We start from the raw sequence: 4,704 nt of genomic DNA on the forward strand, positions 1-4,704 counted from the left end.
GTCCTTTTCACCAGGAGCGTCCATTCGTCGGGTCCCTCTTTCTCATAGGAAATCTCGAATTCGTTACGGGCATTTAATAAATAAACCAAAGGGAGGGGATTAAATTCCATAATAATCCGCAAGGTCTCATCCTTTTCCAGCTCCTCGATGCTCGGGAAAATCAATTCCTCCCTCGCATGGTGCTCAAGTCCCCTTGGATCAATTGTTTTCGCTACGCTCATTTTATCCGTTTTTAGTTCAAAAAATTTTACAAGATCTTATCGATGGCCACTTCATCCAGCATTTTTTCCATTTGTTCGGCAATAATCCTCCAGCGTCGGTGGAAACCGCATGTTCCATCACAATCGTTTAGGCCTAAAAGACAGTTCTTATAGTCATCAAGTTGCATAAAAAGGTCAACGATTTCTCGCACATGAATTTCTGATGCGGGCCTAGCCATAACAAATCCGCCGTTTCGTCCCCGGACAGATCGAATAAAGCCGGCCTGAACCAGGCGATTTAGAATTTTTGAAAGAAAGTTTGCCGGAATCTGCATTTCCTTTGCAATAATGCGGCCTAGAATGGGCTTTTCATCCCTTCCCGATGCGAGATAACTAATAGCCCGTATTGCATATATTCCCGTTTGAGACAGCACTTGTTAACCATCCTGAAATCAATGTTCAGGCTTAAATACTATATCTTCATCTTTATGTCAAGTATTAAATTACATTTCTAATACCTTTCATTGGCAAGCATCAGGCCGGCGAGTTAATCCGGGTATTGTCCGTTTCTGCTTTCAGAGCCAACATATTCGGTTCAGAAAGGTCCTCTACCAGCCAAATCTAAGGTCTGATCGGGCGAATTCACTGCCGTACAAGTAACCGTCTATGTCTTTTATGCTTACCTTAATAGCTGTTTTTTTAAAGAACCGGTCCCATCCTATCCGGTTAATCCATTCCTTCATGCGTTCATCCGGGTTGGCGTCTTTTCGCCAGGCATCCATAATCTGTATCACGGCGCTTACAGCCTCGTCCCATCTGGGAGGGTTGTTGGGCAGGTAGGGGATAACGATTGACCCCAGGTCGGGACCGCTGCCGGTGTTGGATGCCTTGCCTCCCACGGCAACAGCATAGCCGTCAAGCTCAGGATCACCGGTTAATATAGCTTCACAGGCCATGGTACAAGCCCCGCAGTGGATGCATTTATCCGGATTGATAACGATGCCCTTTTTACCTTTGGGTTTAATGGCATAAGTCGGACAGATGTATATAAGCGTCGGCCGCTCGCATCGTTGGATCTCGTCTTCTAAGATAATGGGCTGATCCCTATGAACACCGATGATGCCGATGTCACCCATTAAGGCTTCTTCTATATTGGCACAGGCCGCAATATTTATCTTCAACATTGATGGAAGTTTATGATTTTTAAACTCCTCTATCAGGGCATCACCAAGCGCCTTGGCGATGCCGGGCGAATCGGTGGCCGGCAGATTGCAGTGCAGCCATGCCGGACAGGCCATAATATTATGCAAAGAGTTGCGTGTGCCTCCCACCGGAAATCCCATAGCCTCGACCTTTTCTATGAGAGCGTCTATCTTTTCAGGATTTACGTCCACAAACTCAAAGGCTTTTCTCAAGGTAATTCTAAAGTATCCTCCGGAGTATTCGTCGGCAAGGTCACACAGCTCCAGCATTGAAGCAACGCTGATTCTTGATGGCGGCATTGCAATCCTGACCGTATAGCATTCATCACCGGTCTGGGAAATACGCTTGATAACCCCGGGGCGCAGTATTTCGTGCGTATCCCATTTTCCGTAATTTCTTAACATCAAAGGGGAGATATTCTCCTCCACAGGTGTTACACCTACTCCGCCAACATTAATCATGACGCACCTCCCCCAACTCTTCAGTTTTCCAGTGATAGAAGGTATTTTTTCTGGGGCTTGCAAGATTCATCGAAGTCGGTTCGACTCCGCAAAGTTCAAGAAAATTGTCAAAGCCCAACCTCTGCATCATATCTCCTATTCTTTCCTTTTTCTTTCCCCGTTCATCATAGATATCGCATATTTTATCATAGGCTTGTACAAGGTCTTTATAATCCGGTGGAGTTATCGTGATAAACGGGAAAATCACTTTTCCCTTCATCGGGCCGAATTTGCCTTTCATCTTGCCGCCGACGGTGATGGCGGCACCTCTGTCATCTCCCGGTTTTATGGCCGGTACGCGGTTGATACAATACATACACCGGAAACACTTATCTCCATCTATTTCGAGTTTAATGCCGTCCCAAAGCATTGCATCGGTGGGACAGTGATCACAGACCCAATTGATATCTCCGCCCTTTTCAACCCAGCTTCTCAGTCTTTCGTTATCCACTTTGGGCAAATCCTTGAACACGCCGATGATGCCGATGTCAGCGTGCAGGAGAGCCTTGCCGCATTCATTGGGGCAGTCTGACATCTTGGTCTTAATTTTGTATGGGAACCTCGGATACTGTATGTCTTCGATATAACGTGTTGTCATAAAGTGTTTCAGCCTCGGAGTGTCAATCAAGGCATATTCGCACAGCGCCGGGCCCATGCAATCCGGGATATTCCTTATGGCATCTCCGGCCGAACCGACGTCATAGCCCAAAGCATTCAATTCAAGCGTTACGCCCTCCATATCTGCATCACTCATCAGGCCGCATATCTCAATATTGGAGTTTGCAGTAAGTACGTGGAGCGAGCCGTCGCCGTATTTGTCCGCTATCGCGCATATCTTTCTAAAAGTTGACGTTTTGTAGAAATTCCCGGGGTTACCTAAAACCCGAATAAGGTGCGAATGGGTAATAATATCAGGTCTTCTGGATTTCCTTGCAATCGCACCGGATCCCAGCCCCGGCACATTGGACATTCCGCCGTGGCCCCATTGAGTGTATTTTTCTTTCATCGCTATTTCATACATCATAATGGGAAAGCGCGTTCTCTTAAGCTCTTTTGTGTGACTGGGCCAGGGTCCCTTATCTAATTCATCCATGTATGGTGTGTCTGACATGACTTGCTCCTCTATATCCTTTTCGTTTGAGTTCAATAATTTAACTTTGCCGTAAAGTACACACCCTTTAGTTACGGGTTCGCATAGCTTTTTTAACTTATGACAATAATCATTGGCCAGATATGAACACCCGCCGATCATGCCAATCCCCTGATGTGAAAATCCTTGGATTTAAACCCATTCCTCTTGCAAAATCTCGCCCTGCAGGCCGACCACCAAAGACTTCACAGGGACCTTTCTCTGTGAATCCTGCAAAGCCTGCTGGGCTAACTGTAATAACCCTGTGCAGCAGGGGACCTGCATAATCAAGACCGTGAGGGTGTTGATCTTGGCATCTTCAAACCAGGATTTTATTTTTTGCTGGTAGATATCCTGACCTTCGTCAAGCTTGGGACAGGCAATGGCAATGGAGTTTCCCTTTAAAAATTGGCGGTGAAAATCACCCAAAGCGTAAGCCACACAATCTGCCGTAAGCAGTACGTCCGCACCCTCATAATAAGGGGCGGTGGGAGCAATAAGGTGCAACTGGATTGGCCATTGCCGCAACTGCGATTCAATTTTACCCTCCGGCCCTGCGGTATCTTTATGCTCTTTATCTTTAAAGTCTAACGTTTGAGAACCAGGGCATCCTTCAATTGGATTCATTTTTTTATCTCCTTTTTCTTAAATTTTCCTGCAACCTGTTAATAAACCGGCCATTAAAAGGCCGTCATTCCGGATCATCCTTTGTCGGTTAGAAGTGGTTTCAGAACCTATTTCTCGCTGCAATTTTTTTTTACTAAAAAAAAGAATTATTGTAATTGACTTAAGTCAATTTTTTTTGTTTATGTTTTATGTAATTTGGGGGTGAAAGATAATGACACAACCTCAAATAAGAAATAAAGGCTGCTTATGCTTGAGATGACAGTCACATCACTTAATATCGGTCTTCCCAAAAAGGAGATATTCCAAGGCAAAGAGATCACTACGGGTATTGGGAAAAGACCGGTGGCGCATCCCGTCAACCTCGGAAAACTGGGATTTGAAGAGGATGGTGTCGCCGATACCAAAAATCACGGTGGAAAAGACAAAGCCGCGTGTGTGTACAGCCTGGATTATTACCCCTATTGGGAAGAAACCCTGGGCAGCAACCTGCCGCCGGCTGCCTTTGGGGAAAACCTGACCGTTTCCAATCTGAAGGAAGATAGCGTCTGCATCGGGGACATCTTCCAACTTGGAACAGCTATGGTTCAGGTCAGCCAGCCGCGGCAACCCTGCCAAACACTTGCTGCAAGGTTCGGCAGAAAAGATCTGGTAAAGCTTGTGGTTGACTCGGGATTCACCGGCTTTTATTTCAAAGTATTAAAAGAAGGAATTGTCAAAGCAGGAACCCCTCTGATTCTCAAAGAAAGAGATCCCCACCAAATATCTATTGCATATGCAAATCATATATTACATCATGATCGTAAGAATTGTGAAGGTATTGAAAAGATACTTGCCGTTCCAGCCCTGTCTGAGGCCTGGCAGCGCTCACTGCAAGAGTTGAGCATAAAGTATAGGTAATAAATCCCTTGTACGGATTGAAGCTCCCTGCAGTTTATTGAAATTCTTCATCCGCCTCTTCCAGCGCGAGCACCATTTTGGCTCTCTTTTTTTTGACGATGATAAAACAGATCGTAACTGTAAAAAGAATCAGCATGGGAAGCAACAG

Annotated in this window: 6 protein-coding genes; 1 reads left to right on the forward strand and 5 read right to left on the reverse strand. The window is 45.6% G+C overall.

Features of this window, described 5'->3' with window-relative positions:
- The 5 genes from V3S16_RS10985 to V3S16_RS11005 all read right to left on the reverse strand — a co-directional run.
- Positions 1–221: DUF2249 domain-containing protein (locus V3S16_RS10985; protein ID WP_413884869.1), on the reverse strand; the 221-nt coding region annotated here is incomplete at its 3' end.
- A 26-nt stretch (positions 222–247) separates the two neighbouring features.
- Entirely contained in the window at positions 248–634 is a 387-nt protein-coding gene (locus V3S16_RS10990) for an RrF2 family transcriptional regulator (protein ID WP_413884871.1), read from the reverse strand.
- A 174-nt stretch (positions 635–808) separates the two neighbouring features.
- The gene (dsrB, locus tag V3S16_RS10995; protein ID WP_413884873.1) at positions 809–1,864 is read right to left on the reverse strand and encodes a dissimilatory-type sulfite reductase subunit beta; all 1,056 of its coding nucleotides are present in this window, start codon (positions 1,862–1,864) and stop codon (positions 809–811) included.
- On the reverse strand, positions 1,857–3,014 hold the full coding sequence (locus V3S16_RS11000; RefSeq protein ID WP_413884875.1) for a hypothetical protein: 1,158 nt from the start codon (positions 3,012–3,014) through the stop codon (positions 1,857–1,859). Before V3S16_RS11000 ends, dsrB begins: the two co-directional genes overlap by 8 nt.
- 171 nt (positions 3,015–3,185) lie before the next feature.
- Positions 3,186–3,659: a hypothetical protein gene (locus V3S16_RS11005; RefSeq protein ID WP_413884877.1), complete on the reverse strand. Its 474-nt coding sequence runs from the start codon at positions 3,657–3,659 to the stop codon at positions 3,186–3,188.
- 246 nt (positions 3,660–3,905) lie between these two features.
- Here V3S16_RS11005 and V3S16_RS11010 point away from each other — a divergent pair, with 246 nt between their 5' ends.
- Complete coding sequence (locus V3S16_RS11010) at positions 3,906–4,556, forward strand: MOSC domain-containing protein (protein WP_413884879.1); 651 nt, start codon at positions 3,906–3,908, stop codon at positions 4,554–4,556.
- The last annotated feature ends 148 nt before the right edge of the window (positions 4,557–4,704 follow it).

Source organism: Candidatus Desulfatibia sp. (assembly GCF_036446775.1).
Taxonomy (GTDB): domain Bacteria; phylum Desulfobacterota; class Desulfobacteria; order Desulfobacterales; family UBA11574; genus Desulfatibia_A.